Here is a 16,274-nt window from a genome sequence, read left to right on the forward strand (position 1 = left end):
CCAGAAGTCGTTTAGCCGACCTCTGGAGTATGGAAGAATTTTCATACGAGACGGGAAAATATTATGAAGCGCCAGATGCGTCTGGCACGAGTAACATACCGGAAAGACGCCCATAAGCGTTGTTGAGTGATTTTTGGCGGGTGGATTGTCCGATCAAACTACTCAGTTCATCCAGTCGCTGTTGCAGCAGCCCTTTCAGGAGCTGCTCATTATCCAGCGTTTGTTTGATGTATCCGGCGACCATATCCTGAATGCTTCGCGTAATGCCCGGTGGAGTTTGCTTTTCCATCACCGTTTCAATACGTTGCAGATAGGAGACCTCTTGTTGCAGTAAGAGATCCCATTCACCTCGCTGCGCAAGTTCAAGCAGCGATTGACTGAGCAGCGCAATACGCTGCCAACGGTTGATAAACTCCACGGTTGAGGTCATTAACGAGACTCCTGGAAAGATGCTTTCGGTGAAATCTGCTTCCAGGCTTCTGCAATATTGCTGAGTAACCCTTCCACTTCTTCGATGGCCTGAGCGTCGTTACGCAAATTAGCCTGCAGTAAACGGCGAATCATATAGTCGTATAGCTCGGAAAGATTCGTCGCAATCTCACCGCCTTTTTCCTGATCGAGGCCGGCTTTCAGCCCGTTATCGATAATATTGATGGCTTTGCTTAACGCTTCACCTTTCGCGACAACATCGCCTTGTTCTAAAAACAGGCGAGCGCGCACCAGAGCGCTATTCGCGCCATCAAACAACATTTCAATCAACTGATGCGGGCTGGCGCTCATCACGGCGCTTTCCACGCTGACTTGCGCATAAGCTTTGATACCGCTCGCGGTGTACATGGTGACCTCTGTTATCAGGACTTGTTCATAGCTGTAAATTGCTGGGTCAAATAACTACTGGTGTTATTCAGCTTACTCATCATAGTATCCAGTTGGGTAAACTGGGCCTTGTAACGGGCAACGGTTTCATCGATGCTGTTGCTAACGGACAGGTACTGTTTTGTCAGGCTTTTCAGCGTGGCGTTAACGTTGTCCTGCGCATTATCAATAATGCCGTCATCCGCCAGATAACTTTTCACTTCGGTGGCAATTTTGGTGGTGATACCCGTTTCTTTACCATCGCCTACCAGCAGCTCACGCGCTGCGGCTGTGTTATCTTTCAGTACCTTGGTCAGCTTATCATCATCAATCTTCAGTTTGCCGGAAGTCCCATCCTGGGTGATGCCAATTTCCGCCATTGTTTTGAACGCAGAATTACTGCCGCTATTGGCAAATTGTGCCCGAATCCCGGTCTGGATAGTACGAACCACACTATCGCCTAACAGCGCGCCGTTTTTATCGCTGGCTTCTTCGCCCGGCTCAACGGCGGTATATTTGGTTAACGAGCTAAAGGTATCCACCAGCGAGTTATAGGCATCCACCCAGGATTTAATCGCCTCTTTCGCCTTGGTATCATCTTTCGTTACCGTCACGGTCGCGTCGGTCACTTTCTTCGTCAGGGTGAGCGTAATTCCCTGAGGGGCGTCGGTTACGGTATTGCTCTGACGCTCAATGTCGATGCCGTTTACGTTCAGCTTCGCGTTTTCTGCTTTCACCAGCTCTTGCATATTGCCGGTATTGGTGGTGCTGTCATAAGCGAGTAGATCGTTAAGTTTTGTATCGCCTTCCACCGTGATCTTCATCGTATTGTCGGTACCGCTATTGGCGGTAAGCACCAACTGGAATTCGTTCTCTTTGACCTTAACGATACTGGCGGCGATACCGCTGTCGGCGTCATTGATGGCGTCACGGATCGCCTCCATGGAGGTGTCGCCTTTATCCAGCTTAATTTCCAGCGGCTCTTTACGTCCCGGCTGTTCAATTTTAATTGTCCGGGACGTGACCGACGTATCGCCCAACTGCTCTTTGGTGGTTGCGAAGGTGGTTTTTGTCGCCAGCGACTGCGCGGCGGCAAGCTGGGTTACGCTAATCTTATAAGTCCCTGCGGCAGCGCCTGCGGTAGTACTGACTTTGAGGTCCTCTGTCGTGCTGGACGCCACGGTAGACTTAAATAAATCCGCTTTATTTAACGCGGTATTTGCCGTCTGGAATTTTTCTAATGCGCTTTTCAATGTGCCATAGGCGGTTAGCTTTGCCGAATTCGCGCTCTGCTGTTTGGTAATTGGCGTTAAGCGTCCTTTTTCGTTCTTTGTCAGGTCTGTCAACAACTGGTCTAACGGTAAGTTTGATCCCACACCTAATGATGAAATTGAAGCCATGCCTTCTTCCTTTTTGATTGCAAACAGTAGTTAAGCGCGTTATCGGCAATCTGGAGGCAAAGTTTAATGATAATTTTGCAAAAATAATGCGCGGAATAATGATGCATAAAGCGGCTATTTCGCCGCCTAAGAAAAAGATCGGGGGAAGTGAAAAATTTTCTAAAGTTCGAAATTCAGGTGCCGATACAAGGGTTACGGTGAGAAACCGTGGGCAACAGCCCAATAACATCAAGTTGTAATTGATAAGGAAAAGATCATGGCACAAGTCATTAATACAAACAGCCTGTCGCTGTTGACCCAGAATAACCTGAACAAATCCCAGTCCGCTCTGGGCACCGCTATCGAGCGTCTGTCTTCCGGTCTGCGTATCAACAGCGCGAAAGACGATGCGGCAGGTCAGGCAATTGCTAACCGTTTCACCGCGAACATCAAAGGTCTGACTCAGGCTTCCCGTAACGCTAACGACGGTATCTCCATTGCGCAGACCACTGAAGGCGCGCTGAACGAAATCAACAACAACCTGCAGCGTGTGCGTGAACTGGCGGTTCAGTCTGCTAACAGCACCAACTCCCAGTCTGACCTCGACTCCATCCAGGCTGAAATCACCCAGCGCCTGAACGAAATCGACCGTGTATCCGGTCAGACTCAGTTCAACGGCGTGAAAGTCCTGGCGCAGGACAACACCCTGACCATCCAGGTTGGTGCCAACGACGGTGAAACCATTGATATCGATCTGAAACAGATCAACTCTCAGACCCTGGGTCTGGATACGCTGAATGTGCAGAAAAAATATGATGTGAAGAGCGAAGCGGTCACGCCTTCGGCTACATTAAGCACTACTGCACTTGATGGTGCTGGCCTCAAAACCGGAACCGGTTCTACAACTGATACTGGTTCAATTAAGGATGGTAAGGTTTACTATAACAGCACCTCTAAAAATTATTATGTTGAAGTAGAATTTACCGATGCGACCGATCAAACCAACAAAGGCGGATTCTATAAAGTTAATGTTGCTGATGATGGTGCAGTCACAATGACTGCGGCTACCACCAAAGAGGCTACAACTCCTACAGGTATTACTGAAGTTACTCAAGTCCAAAAACCTGTGGCTGCTCCAGCTGCTATCCAGGCTCAGTTGACTGCTGCCCATGTGACCGGCGCTGATACTGCTGAAATGGTTAAGATGTCTTATACGGATAAAAACGGTAAGACTATTGATGGCGGTTTCGGTGTTAAAGTTGGGGCTGATATTTATGCTGCAACAAAAAATAAAGATGGATCGTTCAGCATTAACACCACTGAATATACCGATAAAGACGGCAACACTAAAACTGCACTAAACCAACTGGGTGGCGCAGACGGTAAAACTGAAGTTGTTTCTATCGACGGTAAAACCTACAATGCCAGCAAAGCCGCTGGTCACAACTTTAAAGCACAGCCAGAGCTGGCTGAAGCGGCTGCTGCAACCACCGAAAACCCGCTGGCTAAAATTGATGCCGCGCTGGCGCAGGTTGATGCGCTGCGTTCTGACTTGGGTGCGGTTCAGAACCGTTTCAACTCCGCTATCACCAACCTGGGCAATACCGTAAATAACCTGTCTTCTGCCCGTAGCCGTATCGAAGATTCCGACTACGCGACCGAAGTTTCCAACATGTCTCGCGCGCAGATCCTGCAGCAGGCCGGTACCTCCGTTCTGGCGCAGGCGAACCAGGTTCCGCAAAACGTCCTCTCTTTACTGCGTTAATCCGGCGATTGATTCACCGACACGTGGTACACAATCAAGGCAGCGAAAGCTGCCTTTTTTAATTCCGGAGCCTGTGTAATGAAAGAAATCACCGTCACTGAACCTGCCTTTGTCACCCGCTTTTCCTGTTCTGGCTCGGCCTGCCGCGACCACTGTTGTAAGGGCTGGAAAATCACGCTGGATAAGACGACGGTTAAAAAGTATCTCGCCAGTAAAGACGCGACGATTCGTACCATCGCGCAAGATAATATTATTCTGCTGAAAAAGAACAACAGCCACTGGGGCGAAATTAAGCTGCCTTCGGCGCTGGGGAATTGTCCCTATCTGGATGAGGACCGTCTGTGCCGGGTACAAAAAACGTTAGGCGCAAAGGCATTAAGTCATACCTGTTCCTCTTTCCCGCGGGCGCACCATACCTATAAAAATGAGGTACGTAACTCCCTGAGTCTTGCCTGCCCGGAGGTGACGTCCCGCATTTTAAACGATCCTGACGCGATGGCGCTCGGCGAAAAAACTATCATTCAGCAGACATTCAATACTGCGCCGTTATTCCCAGCGCAGCAAAAGTTACTCAATCTGTTTTGCCTGAGTCTGATCAACCATGCCAACAGCAGTACGGAAGCCGCGCTCTATGCGTTGATTAAATTTGTCATGTATACGCAGAAATTTGCCAAAATAGATGATGCCGCGCTGGGCGAACTGGAACAGGTGTATGCCGCGTTACTTGAACAGTTGCAGACAGGCGTGCTGGCGCAGGAGTTAATGAATATCGCGCCGGATAGCAAGGTAAAAACCTCCTGGTATTGCAGATGCAGGACTATTTCCGCTCGCTCCCGCTTAGTCGTGGCAGTGTTATCCTCGATCACTATATCCAGTGTCTTCTGCGGGTGCTGACGGCGGAAGAGGGCGTTTCAATGGAGCAGAAGGTTAGCGATATTGAGTCCTCATTAGCGCGCTGTTTACAGGCGGATGAGCAGCAGAAGAACTGGGCCTTCAGAAATTTAATTCTCTATAAAATTTGGGAAAATAATTTCCCCAACCAGCCGAATGTCGACCCGTTACGCGCGCTGTATATTATCGTGGCGGAATATGCCTTTATTAAGCTATTAACGGCAGCCAGCGTGCATGAGCGCGGGCGGCTTGAGTGGGATGACGTTACCAATATTGTGTATAGCTTTCACTCCCGCAGCCAGCATAACAGCGAGGTGGCGGCGAATTTTCATCGCCATATAGAAACGGTGCGTACTGGCGACGATCTGTCGATGATTCATCTTCTGACATAGTTTTGTTCGGGGTGGGCTTTTGCGCATCCCGTTTATCCTATCTGGCTGATTTTATTCTGCTCTTTGAACCGCTAAAAAGGCGCTACAGGTTACATAAGTGAAATAACCCTTCTTTTATAGCCTTATTCCTTCGATAGAACCCTCTGTAGAAACGGATAATCATGCCGATAACTCATTTAACGCAGGGCTGTTTATCGTGAATTCACTGTATACCGCTGAAGGTGTAATGGATAAACACTCGCTGTGGCAGCGTTATGTACCGCTGGTGCGTCACGAAGCATTGCGCCTGCAGGTGCGATTGCCGGCGAGCGTGGAACTGGACGATCTGCTACAAGCGGGCGGCATCGGGTTATTAAATGCGGTCGACCGATATGACGCTTTGCAAGGAACGGCATTTACCACTTACGCAGTGCAGCGTATTCGTGGGGCGATGCTGGATGAATTACGCAGCCGCGATTGGGTGCCGCGTAGCGTCCGGCGTAATGCCCGCGAAGTGGCGCAGGCGATGGGACAACTGGAGCAGGAACTGGGGCGTAATGCGACGGAAACCGAAGTGGCGGAACGTCTTGGCATTCCTGTTGCGGAGTATCGTCAGATGTTGCTCGATACCAACAACAGCCAACTTTTCTCTTACGATGAGTGGCGGGAAGAGCATGGCGATAGCATCGAACTGGTGACTGAAGAACATCAACAGGAAAACCCGTTACATCAACTGCTGGAGGGCGACCTGCGACAGCGGGTAATGGATGCGATTGAATCGCTGCCGGAACGCGAGCAACTGGTGTTAACGCTGTATTACCAGGAAGAGCTCAATCTCAAAGAGATTGGCGCGGTACTGGAAGTCGGCGAATCGCGGGTCAGCCAGTTGCATAGTCAGGCCATCAAACGATTACGCACCAAACTGGGTAAGTTATAGGTAGCGCATGATCGCACCCGAAAAGTGCCGCACAACGTATAGACTACCAGGAGTTCTCATGACGGTGCAGCAACCTAAAAGGCGGCCCTTGAGCCGCTATCTTAAAGACTTTAAACACAGCCAGACGCATTGCGCGCATTGTCACAAACTGCTCGACCGCATTACGCTGGTTCGCCGTGGCAAGATCGTTAATAAAATCGCTATTTCACAGCTGGATATGCTACTTGACGACGCTGCCTGGCAGCGGGAGCAGAAGGAGTGGGTGGCGCTGTGTCGCTTTTGCGGCGATTTGCACTGCAAAAAGCAGAGTGATTTTTTCGATATTATCGGTTTCAAACAGTATTTGTTTGAACAAACCGAGATGAGCCATGGCACGGTGCGGGAATATGTCGTGCGTTTACGACGTCTTGGCAATTACCTCAGCGAGCAAAACATTTCCCACGATCTGCTGCAGGACGGTTTTCTCGATGAAAGCCTGGCGCCATGGTTGCCGGAAACCAGCACCAATAATTACCGTATCGCACTACGTAAATACCAGCAATATAAAGCGCATCAGCAGATTGCACCCAGACAGAAATCCCCCTTTACCGCCAGTTCTGATATATATTAAAAAAGCATAAGATGTAGCAGAGTCGTGTTGGTGAAACGTGGCGAACCTTCTACATTAGGCTGAGTCCCCCAAAGGTTCGCGAGACGTGACGATGCGCCATGGCGGGACACAGTCTATGGTCATTAACGGCAATATTCGGGGTTACTATGAAATTAGCACTGCTGGGACGTCAGGCACTGATGGGAGTAATGGCTGTAGCGCTGGTGGCGGGAATGAGCGCGAAGAGCTTTGCCGATGAGGGTTTGCTGAACAAAGTTAAAGAACGCGGCACGCTGCTGGTAGGGCTGGAAGGTACCTATCCGCCGTTTAGCTTTCAGGGCGAAGACGGCAAATTAACCGGTTTTGAAGTCGATTTCGCCGAGGCGTTGGCAAAACATCTGGGCGTTAAAGCGTCGTTGAAGCCGACCAAATGGGATGGAATACTGGCGTCGCTGGACGCTAAACGCATTGATGTAGTGATAAACCAGGTCACGATTTCAGACGTCCGCAAGAAAAAATATGATTTCTCTACGCCTTATACTGTCTCCGGCGTTCAGGCGCTGGTGAAAAAAGGCAATGAAGGCACGATCAAAACGGCGGCCGATCTGCAGGGCAAAAAAGTCGGCGTTGGGCTGGGGACTAACTATGAAGAATGGCTACGTCAACATGTTCAGGGCGTGGATATCCGTACTTATGACGATGATCTTACAAAATACCAGGATCTGCGCGTAGGCCGTATTGACGCGATTTTAGTCGATCGTCTGGCGGCGCTGGATCTGGTGAAAAAAACCAAAGGTACGCTGGCCGTTACCGGTGATGCGTTTTCGCGTCAGGAGTCCGGCGTTGCGTTACGTAAAGGCAACGAAGACTTGCTGAAGGCGGTAGATAACGCCATTGCGGAAATGCAAAAAGATGGCACCTTAAAAGCGCTCTCTGAAAAATGGTTTGGCGCTGACGTGACCCAATAATGCTCTACGTTGCCCGGCAGGCAGTGCGCCGCCGGGCAATATCAACCTCATACTATGTCAGCAAACGGAGGCGCGTGAATCGGCGCCTTTTTTATTTCCGTTGGATCAACGTGCATAATAAAAAGAACACACCACAACGTTACCGGAGGCTCAATGCCACTACATCACTTAACGCGCTTCCCTCGCCTGGAGCTTATTGGCGCGCCGACCCCGCTCGAATACCTGCCGCGATTGTCTGATTATCCTGGCCGTGAGATTTACATTAAGCGCGATGACGTTACGCCCATTGCAATGGGCGGTAATAAACTGCGTAAGCTGGAGTTTCTGGTGGCCGACGCGCTGCGAGAAGGGGCGGATACGCTGATAACCGCAGGGGCGATTCAGTCGAACCATGTCCGTCAGACGGCGGCAGTCGCGGCCAAATTGGGACTGCATTGCGTCGCCTTGCTGGAAAATCCAATCGGTACCACCGCGGAAAATTACCTGACGAATGGTAATCGCCTGTTACTGGATTTATTTAATACGCAAATTGAGATGTGCGATGTGCTAACCGATCCGGATGCGCAGCTGCAAACGCTGGCGACGCGCATTGAAGCGCAAGGGTTCAGGCCCTATGTGATTCCGGTCGGCGGCTCCAGCGCGCTGGGCGCAATGGGATACGTAGAGAGCGCCCTGGAAATCGCCCAGCAGTGTGAAGAAGTCGTCGGGCTCTCTTCGGTGGTGGTGGCCTCCGGCAGCGCCGGAACGCACGCCGGGTTAGCTGTCGGGCTGGAACATCTGATGCCTGACGTCGAACTGATTGGCGTGACCGTTTCACGTTCTGTCGCCGAGCAGAAACCCAAAGTGATTGCCTTGCAGCAGGCTATTGCCGGTCAGCTGGCGCTGACGGCGACGGCGGATATTCATTTATGGGATGACTATTTTGCCCCGGGTTACGGCGTGCCAAATGACGCGGGGATGGAGGCGGTGAAACTGCTGGCGAGCCTGGAGGGGGTGTTGCTGGATCCGGTATATACCGGCAAAGCGATGGCGGGTCTGATAGACGGCATCAGCCAGAAACGCTTTAACGATGACGGGCCGATTCTCTTTATTCACACCGGTGGGGCGCCTGCGCTGTTTGCCTACCATCCTCATGTATAACCTCCAGGTAATCAACGCGAATGCAAGAAAGTATCCAACTGGTTATTGAATCGCTGCCGTATTTGCTTAAAGGCGCCGTCTTTACCCTGCAACTGAGTATTGGCGGTATGTTTTTGGGTCTGCTGCTGGGATTTGTGCTGGCGCTGATGCGGATGTCTCCGCTATGGCTGGTTCGCTGGCTGGCGCGCTTTTATATCTCGATTTTTCGCGGTACGCCGCTTATCGCCCAGTTATTTATGATCTATTACGGCCTGCCGCAATTTGGGATTGAGCTGGACCCTATCCCGGCGGCGATGATTGGTTTATCGCTCAATACCGCGGCTTACACGTCCGAGACGCTGCGCGCGGCGATCTCGGCTATCGACAAGGGGCAATGGGAAGCGGCGGCGAGCATTGGCATGACGCCGTGGCAAACGCTACGCCGCGCTATTTTGCCGCAGGCGGCCCGCGTCGCGCTTCCGCCGTTGAGCAACAGCTTTATCAGCCTGGTGAAAGATACGTCGCTCGCCGCGACGATTCAGGTGCCGGAGTTGTTCCGCCAGGCGCAGTTAATTACCTCGCGAACGCTGGAGGTGTTTACCATGTATCTGGCCGCGTCGTTAATCTACTGGGTAATGGCGACCGTCTTATCGGCACTGCAAAACTATTTTGAAAACCAGCTTAACCGCCAGGAGAGAGAGCCAAAATGAGTGCTATCGAAGTCACCAACCTGGTCAAAAAATTTCATGGTCAAACGGTGCTGCACGGTATCGACCTTGAGGTGAAGCCCGGAGAAGTCGTCGCCATTATCGGCCCGAGCGGCTCAGGGAAGACAACGTTATTACGCTGCATTAACCTGCTGGAACAACCGGAAGCGGGTACCATTAAAGTGGGCGATATTATCATCGATACCGCCCGCCCATTCAGCCAGCAAAAAGGGTTGATTCGCCAGCTACGTCAGCATGTCGGCTTTGTCTTTCAGAGTTTTAACCTGTTCCCGCATCGTACCGTGCTGGAAAATATCATTGAAGGTCCGGTGATTGTAAAGGGAGAGCCGAAAGCCGAGGCGACGGCGCTGGCGCGGGAACTGTTAGCCAAAGTCGGGTTGGCCGGTAAAGAGACCCGTTATCCGCGCCGCCTGTCGGGCGGGCAACAGCAGCGCGTGGCGATTGCGCGCGCGCTGGCGATGCGCCCGGAAGTGATTCTGTTTGATGAGCCCACGTCGGCGCTTGATCCTGAATTAGTCGGCGAGGTGCTTAATACGATTCGCCAGCTGGCGCAGGAAAAGCGCACGATGGTGATCGTCACTCACGAAATGGGCTTTGCGCGTGACGTGGCTGACCGGGCAATATTTATGGATCAGGGGCAAATCGTCGAGCAGGGGCCGGCGAAAACCTTGTTCGCCGATCCTCAGCATCCGCGTACCCGCCAGTTCCTTGAGAAATTTTTAGTGAAATAATACCTTTTCAACGCTCGCCCGAATTAGCCGCGCCTCGGGCGAGCGCAATGAATAATTATGAAGTCATTCTGCCAGATTATTAACCTTGCTCTCAGGCGGAAGCCAAAAAACTGTAATGCCGCTCAAGTATTCTACGTTTCGTCCGATATTTCTTATATATAAACACTATTTATGTGTTAATTTAAGCTATTCATAATAATGATTATCAATATCAAAGGCGTGACCATAAAATATGCAGGAAAATGATTTCTTCACCTGGCGACGCGCAATGTTGTTACGCTTTCAGGAGATGGCGGCAGCAGAGGATGTTTATACTGAATTGCAATATCAGACACAGCGGCTGGAATTTGATTATTATGCCCTGTGTGTTCGTCATCCCGTTCCCTTTACCCGGCCTAAAATATCGCTTCGTACCACTTATCCTCAGGCGTGGGTAACGCATTATCAGTCCGAAAACTATTTCGCGATCGATCCGGTATTAAAGCCGGAAAATTTCAGGCAGGGTCATTTACATTGGGATGACGTGCTATTTCATGAAGCGCAGGCGATGTGGGATGCCGCCCAGCGTTTCGGATTACGCAGAGGCGTAACCCAGTGTGTGATGTTGCCGAACCGGGCGCTGGGCTTTTTATCTTTCTCCCGTAGCAGTTTACGCTGCTCCTCGTTTACCTACGATGAAGTGGAGCTGAGGTTGCAACTGCTGGCGCGGGAGAGTCTTTCGGCGCTGACAAGATTTGAAGACGACATGGTGATGGCGCCTGAGATGCGTTTCAGTAAACGTGAGAAAGAGATTCTGAAGTGGACGGCGGAAGGGAAGACCTCATCGGAGATCGCCATTATTCTGTCGATTTCTGAAAATACCGTTAACTTCCATCAGAAAAATATGCAGAAGAAATTCAATGCGCCAAATAAAACACAGATTGCCTGCTACGCTGCGGCGACAGGTCTGATATGACGTGCTGACGATGCTTCGCGCCAGACGCGAAACCGGCTGAAAGCGATGCTAACAGCCGGTTTTTTACTACTGGCGGTAAGCCTGTTTAATTTGCTTAACCGTACTGGAAAATACCGCCGCTTGTGCTTCATCATCCATCTGCGCGATCTGTTTTTCCATTTTAAGAATCACGCGCCCTGCATCGGCCTGACCCATCGCCTGCAGCATCAGCGTTAACATGGCTTTCAGGCAGTTGACTTCAGTAGCCAGTTCTTGATTATTCTCAGCGGTGGAAAAATCAGGCGTACTCATTTATTTTCCTCGTTATGTTTCAGTGAAAATGTGCGATAGCAGATGTTAAGGCGGCGGAGTATACCATAAGCTACGCTAAAAATAGCAGTGGTTGTTTTTTGATCAAAAAGCAGAGGGGTTACCCACAAAATAAACGTTGCCGCGTGATGCATATATTTTCTTCATTCTTTGTTTATTACGCGTATTTTACTTGTTAATTATTGTTACAAAGTTGATTCCCTAATTAGTGTTTAGACAGCGGAACGTGAAATTTTTGTCACCATTATGAAATAGCAGCCCGGAACAGCGCCGTCAGAAGGGGCTACAACGTTGGCAGTTGCCACATGACGTACAACATAATTTCCAAAAACGAGAGCAAAATCGAATACCCGGTGTTTTTTTACGTTTCAAAGTTGAGATAAAACCAGCTAATATAAGGGCGATTAACTATCAGTAGCGTTATCCCTATTCTGGAGATATTCCTTTGATCAACGTTCTTCTTGTTGATGACCACGAACTGGTGCGCGCAGGGATACGACGCATTCTTGAAGATATAAAGGGCATTAAAGTTGTCGGTGAAGCGTGCTGCGGAGAGGATGCGGTAAAATGGTGCCGTACTAACGCCGTTGACGTCGTGCTGATGGATATGAACATGCCCGGTATTGGCGGCCTTGAGGCGATGCGTAAAATTGCCCGATCGACAGCGGATATCAAAGTGATCATGCTGACCGTCCATACGGAGAACCCGTTGCCCGCCAAAGTGATGCAGGCTGGCGCAGCTGGCTATCTCAGCAAAGGCGCTGCGCCTCAGGAGGTGGTGAGCGCTATTCGTTCGGTGTATTCCGGGCAACGTTATATCGCCTCCGATATCGCTCAACAGATGGCGCTCAGTCAGATTGAGCCTGCAAAAACGGAAACGCCGTTCGCCAGTTTGTCTGAACGCGAGTTGCAGATTATGCTGATGATCACCAAGGGCCAGAAGGTCAATGAGATTTCAGAACAGCTGAATCTCAGTCCTAAAACGGTGAACAGCTATCGCTATCGTATGTTCAGTAAATTAAACATTCATGGTGATGTTGAGCTGACTCACCTGGCAATCCGCCATGGCCTGTGTAATGCGGAGACGTTAACAAGCCAGTGAGTGAAATATTTGACGCAAAGGCGTTCCTGAAAACCGTTACCAGCCAACCCGGTGTCTATCGTATGTATGACGCCGGCGGTACGGTTATCTATGTTGGTAAAGCAAAAGACCTGAAAAAGCGTCTTTCCAGCTACTTTCGCAGCAACCTGGCTTCGCGTAAAACCGAAGCGCTAGTTGCGCAAATTCAACACATTGATGTCACGGTAACGCATACCGAAACGGAAGCGCTGCTGCTTGAGCATAATTACATCAAGTTGTATCAACCGCGTTACAACGTGTTGTTGCGTGATGATAAATCCTATCCTTTTATTTTTCTGAGCGGCGATACCCATCCGCGTCTGGCGATGCACCGTGGCGCCAAACATGCGAAAGGCGAGTACTTCGGCCCATTTCCTAATGGCTATGCCGTGCGGGAAACGCTGGCGCTGTTACAGAAAATTTTCCCTATCCGCCAGTGCGAAAACAGCGTGTATCGCAACCGCTCGCGTCCTTGCCTGCAATACCAGATTGGCCGCTGCTTAGGCCCCTGCGTTGCAGGACTGGTCAGCGAGGAGGAGTACACGCAACAGGTGGAGTATGTCCGGTTGTTTTTGTCCGGCAAGGACGACCAGGTCTTAACACAGCTGATTGCCCGGATGGAAAAGGCCAGCCAGGATCTGGCATTTGAAGAGGCGGCGCGTATTCGCGATCAGATCCAGGCGGTACGCCGGGTCACGGAAAAACAGTTTGTCTCCAATGCGGGCGACGATCTCGACGTGATCGGCGTGGCTTTTGATGCGGGTATGGCCTGTGTGCATGTGCTGTTTATTCGCCAGGGTAAGGTGCTGGGCAGCCGCAGCTATTTTCCAAAAGTGCCTGGCGGTACGGAACTGGGCGAAGTGGTGGAAACCTTTGTCGGGCAGTTTTACCTGCAGGGTAGCCAGATGCGCACGCTACCGGGCGAGATACTGCTCGATTTTAATCTGAGTGATAAAACGCTGCTGGCCGATTCGTTGTCGGAACTCGCCGGACGGCGTATTCATGTTCAGACAAAACCGCGCGGCGATCGCGCCCGTTATCTCAAGCTGGCGCGGACCAACGCGGCAACGGCCTTAATCACTAAACTCTCGCAGCAGTCCACCATCACGCAGCGTTTGACTGCGCTGGCGGCGGTATTAAAACTTCCTGCGATCAAGCGGATGGAATGTTTTGACATCAGCCATACTATGGGGGAGCAAACGGTCGCATCCTGTGTGGTATTTGACGCTAACGGGCCGTTACGCGCCGAGTATCGTCGTTATAATATCGCGGGCATCACGCCGGGTGATGACTACGCGGCGATGAATCAGGTGCTACGTCGGCGTTATGGCAAGGCCATAGAAGAAAGTAAGATTCCGGATGTTATTCTGATCGACGGCGGAAAAGGGCAGCTCGCCCAGGCGAAAGCCGTTTTTGCTGAGCTGGATGTCCCCTGGGATAAGCATTGCCCTTTGCTGCTTGGCGTCGCCAAAGGCGCGGACAGAAAGGCCGGTCTGGAAACACTCTTTTTTGAACCGGAAGGCGAGGGGTTTAGCCTGCCGCCGGACTCGCCGGCGCTACATGTTATTCAGCATATTCGCGATGAGTCGCACGATCACGCGATCGGCGGGCACCGTAAAAAACGCGCGAAGGTTAAAAATACCAGTACGCTGGAAACTATTGAAGGCGTTGGGCCTAAACGTCGCCAGATGCTGCTGAAATATATGGGCGGTTTGCAAGGATTACGTAACGCCAGCGTAGAAGAAATTGCAAAAGTGCCGGGTATTTCGCAAGGTCTGGCAGAAAAGATCTTCTGGTCGTTGAAACATTGAGGCCACTGTAGCAACATAGGGGTAATTTCACTGACAACAGATAGTTACCCGTCACTATGCAATTTAATATCCCTACGTTGCTCACGCTGTTTCGCGTCATCCTGATTCCATTCTTTGTCGTGGTGTTTTATTTGCCGTTCGCCTGGGCGCCGATGGTCAGCGCGCTGATTTTCTGTATTGCCGCGATTACCGACTGGTTTGACGGCTTTCTGGCGCGACGCTGGAACCAGAGTACGCGTTTCGGCGCTTTCCTCGACCCCGTCGCCGACAAGGTGCTGGTAGCGATCGCCATGGTGCTGGTCACCGAGCATTATCATAGCTGGTGGGTGACGTTACCTGCGGCGACGATGATAGCCCGCGAAATTATTATCTCTGCTCTGCGTGAATGGATGGCGGAGCTGGGCAAACGCAGTAGTGTAGCGGTCTCCTGGATCGGTAAAGTCAAAACTACCGCGCAGATGGTGGCGCTGGCGTGGCTCTTGTGGCGTCCGAATATCTGGGTAGAGTATGCCGGGATCGCGCTTTTCTTTGTCGCAGCGGTGCTAACGTTGTGGTCCATGTTGCAATATTTGAGCGCTGCACGCGGAGATTTGCTTGATCAGTGATCGTTTCGCCGCAAATTTCAGCAAACGATCGTGAGTGACGAAAAATATCGTTGACTCAGTGCGTCAGGTAAGTAGAATGCAACGCATCGGACGGCAGCACTGATTGCCAGACGATAACAAAATCAAGCGATTAACAAAGTTGCTTGATACTGCGGGAATAGCTCAGTTGGTAGAGCACGACCTTGCCAAGGTCGGGGTCGCGAGTTCGAGTCTCGTTTCCCGCTCCAGTTTAAAAGCATTGGCGTAAAGCGGATGCTGGCTGAAAAGCCAAAAAAATTTGGCGCGTTAACAAAGCGGTTATGTAGCGGATTGCAAATCCGTCTAGTCCGGTTCGACTCCGGAACGCGCCTCCAATTTTTCCCGAGCCCGGATGGTGGAATCGGTAGACACAAGGGATTTAAAATCCCTCGGCGTTCGCGCTGTGCGGGTTCAAGTCCCGCTCCGGGTACCATGGGAAAGACAAGAATAATCAAAGCAATAAGCAGTGTCGTGAAACCACCTACGGGTGGTTTTTTTGTGCTTTCAGTTTGTATGCCGACCGCGAGCGTGAACTCTCCAGCGCGATACACAGTAAAAAACATCGGTAGCGGCATTTCTGCCAGTACAACAGTTGTGTGCTACCGACCCGCAAGAACTTATGCCTGGTAAATACTAAACGTCGGGTAAATCAGCCGATAAAATCCATTAATCTCTATAAAAAATGCTGATATGTTTTATGCCTGCTTTATTAAAGAGAGTAGGTCTGCCAGTGAAATATACCGATAATGCAAAATTATTTATTAGCTTCATTAATATTGGGATTGTAAGTTGCGCTTTGCTACTTTTTTTTATTTTGTATGAGCCTGAGAGTGCAATCGTAACCTACTCTCTTCCCGGTGAGCTTTCCTCTTCGACATGTGATGCACATAATTTTATTGGCTACGTCGATGCAAATGACTTTGCAGAGTATATAAAAAAAGTAGAACTGACGCGCTACAATATGTATTGTCTGAAAAAAACAGGGGCAGGCCAGTGGAGTATTTATGCAAATTAAACGAGTATATAACTGTTCAGGGGTATTTTCTGCACAATTTAATTAAAAGTAGATAGCGAACTAATATTCATCACTAGGTAATGTGATCCGCTTCATGCTTTAATCACG

General features: G+C 50.5%; 17 protein-coding genes, 3 tRNA genes and 1 pseudogene. 16 read left to right on the forward strand and 5 right to left on the reverse strand.

The genetic code is table 11. The features are described 5' to 3' along the window. Positions 1-61: 61 nt before the first annotated feature. From fliT to fliD, 3 genes are read right to left on the reverse strand one after another with little or no spacing between them, the layout of a single operon-like run. Positions 62-430, reverse strand: coding sequence for a flagella biosynthesis regulatory protein FliT (gene fliT / locus J4685_RS19370; protein WP_000204895.1), 369 nt, complete (start codon positions 428-430; stop codon positions 62-64). Further along, positions 430-837 (reverse strand): flagellar export chaperone FliS, encoded by a 408-nt coding sequence (fliS, locus tag J4685_RS19375; protein WP_000287764.1) that lies wholly within the window; start codon positions 835-837, stop codon positions 430-432. Before fliS ends, fliT begins: the two co-directional genes overlap by 1 nt. 14 nt (positions 838-851) lie before the next feature. Beyond that, entirely contained in the window at positions 852-2,255 is a 1,404-nt protein-coding gene (gene fliD / locus J4685_RS19380) for a flagellar filament capping protein FliD (protein WP_000146806.1), read from the reverse strand. A 256-nt stretch (positions 2,256-2,511) separates the two neighbouring features. Between fliD and J4685_RS19385 the strand changes: the two genes are divergently transcribed. The 9 genes and pseudogenes from J4685_RS19385 (at position 2,512) to sdiA (ending at position 11,288) form a co-directional block, all read left to right on the forward strand. After that, a complete protein-coding gene (locus tag J4685_RS19385; protein ID WP_039756166.1) occupies positions 2,512-3,999 on the forward strand; it encodes a FliC/FljB family flagellin in 1,488 nt (495 codons plus the stop codon). Between the two features lie 78 nt (positions 4,000-4,077). Next, positions 4,078-5,282, forward strand: a pseudogene (gene fliB / locus J4685_RS19390) (flagellin lysine-N-methylase). 196 nt (positions 5,283-5,478) lie between these two features. Continuing rightward, positions 5,479-6,198 carry an RNA polymerase sigma factor FliA gene (locus J4685_RS19395; protein WP_001087453.1) on the forward strand — a complete coding sequence of 240 codons (720 nt, stop codon included), beginning with the start codon at positions 5,479-5,481 and terminating at the stop codon, positions 6,196-6,198. Positions 6,199-6,256: 58 nt separating this feature from the next. Next, positions 6,257-6,808: a flagella biosynthesis regulatory protein FliZ gene (gene fliZ, locus J4685_RS19400; RefSeq protein WP_000218080.1), complete on the forward strand. Its 552-nt coding sequence runs from the start codon at positions 6,257-6,259 to the stop codon at positions 6,806-6,808. Positions 6,809-6,954: 146 nt separating this feature from the next. Next, positions 6,955-7,755, forward strand: a complete 801-nt coding sequence (gene tcyJ, locus J4685_RS19405; protein WP_000761632.1) for a cystine ABC transporter substrate-binding protein — start codon at positions 6,955-6,957, stop codon at positions 7,753-7,755. 153 nt (positions 7,756-7,908) lie between these two features. Continuing rightward, positions 7,909-8,895, forward strand: a complete 987-nt coding sequence (gene dcyD, locus J4685_RS19410) for a D-cysteine desulfhydrase (protein WP_001128194.1) — start codon at positions 7,909-7,911, stop codon at positions 8,893-8,895. Between the two features lie 20 nt (positions 8,896-8,915). Continuing rightward, the gene (gene tcyL, locus J4685_RS19415; protein ID WP_001158242.1) at positions 8,916-9,584 is read left to right on the forward strand and encodes a cystine ABC transporter permease; all 669 of its coding nucleotides are present in this window, start codon (positions 8,916-8,918) and stop codon (positions 9,582-9,584) included. Beyond that, complete coding sequence (tcyN, locus tag J4685_RS19420; RefSeq protein ID WP_001273033.1) at positions 9,581-10,333, forward strand: L-cystine ABC transporter ATP-binding protein TcyN; 753 nt, start codon at positions 9,581-9,583, stop codon at positions 10,331-10,333. Before tcyL ends, tcyN begins: the two co-directional genes overlap by 4 nt. A 232-nt stretch (positions 10,334-10,565) precedes the next feature. After that, complete coding sequence (gene sdiA / locus J4685_RS19425) at positions 10,566-11,288, forward strand: transcriptional regulator SdiA (RefSeq protein WP_001157172.1); 723 nt, start codon at positions 10,566-10,568, stop codon at positions 11,286-11,288. Positions 11,289-11,354: 66 nt separating this feature from the next. Here sdiA and J4685_RS19430 read toward each other — a convergent pair whose 3' ends face one another. Both J4685_RS19430 and J4685_RS19435 read right to left on the reverse strand, forming a co-directional pair. Further along, positions 11,355-11,579: a DUF2594 family protein gene (locus J4685_RS19430; protein WP_000106483.1), complete on the reverse strand. Its 225-nt coding sequence runs from the start codon at positions 11,577-11,579 to the stop codon at positions 11,355-11,357. Next, complete coding sequence (locus J4685_RS19435) at positions 11,576-11,731, reverse strand: hypothetical protein (RefSeq protein WP_000546185.1); 156 nt, start codon at positions 11,729-11,731, stop codon at positions 11,576-11,578. The genes J4685_RS19430 and J4685_RS19435 overlap by 4 nt, the downstream gene beginning before the upstream one ends. A 311-nt stretch (positions 11,732-12,042) precedes the next feature. Here J4685_RS19435 and uvrY point away from each other — a divergent pair, with 311 nt between their 5' ends. The 7 genes from uvrY (at position 12,043) to J4685_RS19470 (ending at position 16,166) form a co-directional block, all read left to right on the forward strand. Then, complete coding sequence (gene uvrY, locus J4685_RS19440) at positions 12,043-12,699, forward strand: UvrY/SirA/GacA family response regulator transcription factor (RefSeq protein WP_000611319.1); 657 nt, start codon at positions 12,043-12,045, stop codon at positions 12,697-12,699. Next, positions 12,696-14,528 carry an excinuclease ABC subunit UvrC gene (gene uvrC / locus J4685_RS19445; protein WP_001289471.1) on the forward strand — a complete coding sequence of 611 codons (1,833 nt, stop codon included), beginning with the start codon at positions 12,696-12,698 and terminating at the stop codon, positions 14,526-14,528. Before uvrY ends, uvrC begins: the two co-directional genes overlap by 4 nt. Positions 14,529-14,584: 56 nt before the next feature. After that, positions 14,585-15,133, forward strand: a complete 549-nt coding sequence (pgsA, locus tag J4685_RS19450; RefSeq protein WP_001160192.1) for a CDP-diacylglycerol--glycerol-3-phosphate 3-phosphatidyltransferase — start codon at positions 14,585-14,587, stop codon at positions 15,131-15,133. Positions 15,134-15,284: 151 nt separating this feature from the next. Beyond that, positions 15,285-15,360, forward strand: a tRNA-Gly gene (locus tag J4685_RS19455). A gap of 52 nt (positions 15,361-15,412) precedes the next feature. Then, positions 15,413-15,486, forward strand: a tRNA-Cys gene (locus tag J4685_RS19460). Between the two features lie 11 nt (positions 15,487-15,497). Beyond that, positions 15,498-15,584: transfer RNA gene (locus tag J4685_RS19465), tRNA-Leu, on the forward strand. Between the two features lie 249 nt (positions 15,585-15,833). Continuing rightward, a complete protein-coding gene (locus J4685_RS19470) occupies positions 15,834-16,166 on the forward strand; it encodes a hypothetical protein (protein ID WP_011233015.1) in 333 nt (110 codons plus the stop codon). The last annotated feature ends 108 nt before the right edge of the window (positions 16,167-16,274 follow it).

The sequence above is a fragment of the Salmonella sp. 32100201201700099SM genome, from assembly GCF_017572645.1.
GTDB classification, from domain to species: Bacteria; Pseudomonadota; Gammaproteobacteria; order Enterobacterales; family Enterobacteriaceae; genus Salmonella; species Salmonella enterica.